Here is a 2,896-nt window from a genome sequence, read left to right on the forward strand (position 1 = left end):
TAGCCAACAATTGTAGAAAAGAGGTAATAGGGAGTAGGGAGTAGGGAGTAGGGGAAATAATTGATAATTTCTGTACGATAATTGATTTTATTTTTGATTTTTGGAGAGGTCTATTAGTCTCAAGGCATTCTCAAATTATCAGGACTTATGCACCCAAAAAAACCGGGTTTATTGCCCTAATTATTGTTTTTCGCTCTCACGAAATTTCCTCTCATAACCCGGTTTTTGTGTAAATCCTAATTACCTTACTTTTAACTTTTGATTTTTAACTTTTGCTATAGGTTATTTTTCTAATACCAAATTCATGCATAGATAGTTACACTAAAATGATTATAAAAGTATCAGTAAGTTTGCTGTCGATGTAGAGGGTAAAAATCAAATTATCCCTTGGGGACAAAAAACGACTTATTTTAGTTATAAAACTATTTTTAGTCAATCATGGAACAGTTTTACTCTTATAAAAAATAAATATTATCAATTCTTACCGAAGAATTAATTAATTATTAATAATTAATTAATTCTGGTTTAAAGCCTCCCCTTTTAAGGGGAAAAAGCGGTCGTTTGCGGAGCATTCCGTTAGGATGGGATGGCGAGGTTTCCCGCTCTTGACAGAGCCGCTGCCTCTTGCAGAGGAGCTTCGCTAACGCTAACGCCATATCCAATCGACCAAGAGAAAAGTGCTCTTGAATTTCCCAATATTCAATTCCGTAACGGTTTTAACCTTCTTGTAATTATCAATTATCCATTATCAATTATCAATTAATGAACTCCCGATCTAGAATCCGGTTATATAATATATCTTGATAATTCTATAATTACTTCAATCTCCCCACACTCCCCACACTCCCCACACTCCCCACCCCCAACTATATAATAATAAGTATTCAACCGGATTTGATCTGACTTGGTACTCCTGAGTTCTGACTCCCAAGAACAGAGTCACTGTAGCAATATTTTATGAAATTGGTATAACAATGCCCCAGAGATTAGTTATATTTGAGTAGCCTAGTGTTTTTTTTACTGTATATGAATCCCGAATCAACTAGCTCTCAAGGAAGTAAACAGTCCTTTTCAATGGACGACTTTGCCAAAGCTCTCGAACAACCTCAGTATAATTATGAATTTCAAAAAGGACAAATAGTTACTGGAAAAGTATATAGTTATGAATCTGAAGGTGTTTATGTTGATATAGGGGGTAAGTCTTTAGCCCTTTTACCTATTCAAGAAGCTTTTTTGGGAGTCACACAAGATTTATCGGAAGCACTACCACTACAGCTAGAAAGAGAATTTCTAATTATCCGCGACCAAGATGCAGAGGGTGAAGTGCTTCTTTCTATTAAGCAATTAGAAATTAATCAAATATGGGAGAAGTTATTTGAACTAAAAGAAGGTGGTCAGTCTTTCCAAGTTCGAGTAATTGGTACTAATAAAGGTGGGGTGACGGTGGATGTAGAATCTTTGCGGGGTTTTATTCCGCGCTCTCATCTTTTGGCAAAGGATAATTTGGAGTCATTGATTGACCAAGTATTGACGGTCAATTTTTTGGAGTTAGACCAAGAAAAAAAGAAAATTGTAATGTCTCAGCGTTTGGCGGCTCAATCTGCTGGTTTTAGTAAGTTATTAGTTGGTCAGTTGGTGGAAGGAAAGGTTGCAGGAGTGAAGCCTTTTGGTGTTTTTGTAGATTTAGAGGGTTTAACTGGTTTGCTGCATATTACCCAAGTTAGTCAAAAACGGGTTGATTCTTTATCAACAATTTTTGCCCAGGGTAATTTGGTTAAGGCGATGATTGTTGATTTGGATGAGGGTCGAAAGCGCATTTCTCTTTCTACTAAGGTGTTAGAAAATTATCCAGGGGAAATGTTGGAAAAAATTGATGAAGTGATGGAGTCAGCAGACGCTCGTGCAGAAAGGGCAAGAAAAGCTTTACCTCAATTACAATAGCAGGGAATAGGGAATAGGGAATAGGGAATAGGGAATAGTCAGAAAAATATTTCCTAGTCTAAGGTTTATCATTCCCATAAGTTCTCACCAATTTTTTCTTAGCTATAGGTGTAATTTTTCTATTACTTTTCAGGATGGCTGAATAGGTCATAAAACTTATTCAGCAATTTTTATATAGCAGAGAATAGGGAATAGGGAATAAGCAGCACAGAAGAGTTGGAAAAACATTTTCGCTTTCTATAGCAATCAGGAATGAGATGTGAGAATTTTTATGATAGTTAGTTTTGCCTGAAAACCTTAAAAATTCTGACTCCTGTAGGGGCGATTCGCGAATCGCCCCTACGACTCGTGACTCCTAAATGCCACCAAAATCTTACAACTCACATAAGATTGCTATAGATTCATCATCAGTCTATGTCTTAACCAATTATTTCTTAGCTATAGTCGAAATTTTTATCAAGATGAAATGGTTGGAAAAAGAGGAAAAAATTATCAATCTTATCTGCTGATATCAAATCCGGTTAAATAGTTATAGATTGGTTAAGTCAGTAGGAATCAGGAGTCAGGAGTCAGGAGTCAGGAGGAGAGAGAATTACAAAGGTTTAGTAGTTATGAACATTGGAGATTTTTTTTATGTCCAATCAAGCGGATTTGATATGACGCGATAAAACTACGTTTTCGGCTGTCGCCGATATGTTTGCGGAGCATTCCGTCAGGAAAATGCTTTGGGATAAAACTCCGTTTCGCTTCGCGAACGCACTTATACTCACCAATGCTCTTTTTCATTTTAATAAGCACCTGCGCAGAGCGACAGACTTGTTATCAATATACATCAAAATTGGCTGGGAAGCAAAAATCCTGTATTTATTGCATATCAAGACTTGTAGCGTTTATGAAAAGATTGCTTAAACAATCTCAAAATCGCGATTTTTCCCTAAAATTTGGCCCTCAATAG

General features: G+C 36.4%; 2 protein-coding genes. One reads left to right on the top strand and one right to left on the bottom strand.

The genetic code is table 11. From position 1 onward, the window contains the following. Positions 1-820: 820 nt before the first annotated feature. Positions 821-943, bottom strand: coding sequence for a hypothetical protein (locus tag F6K22_RS37525; protein WP_293109884.1), 123 nt, complete (start codon positions 941-943; stop codon positions 821-823). An 83-nt stretch (positions 944-1,026) separates the two neighbouring features. Between F6K22_RS37525 and F6K22_RS37530 the strand changes: the two genes are divergently transcribed. After that, the gene (locus tag F6K22_RS37530; protein WP_293109886.1) at positions 1,027-1,941 is read left to right on the top strand and encodes a S1 RNA-binding domain-containing protein; all 915 of its coding nucleotides are present in this window, start codon (positions 1,027-1,029) and stop codon (positions 1,939-1,941) included. Positions 1,942-2,896 lie beyond the last annotated feature (955 nt).

Source organism: Okeania sp. SIO2F4 (genome assembly GCF_010672385.1).
GTDB lineage: Bacteria > Cyanobacteriota > Cyanobacteriia > Cyanobacteriales > Microcoleaceae > Trichodesmium.

Coding starts and splice junctions, on each gene's coding strand:
- F6K22_RS37530 (WP_293109886.1), top strand. CDS start 1,027: ATGAATCCCGAATCAACTAGCTCTCAAGGAAGTAAACAGTCCTTTTCA.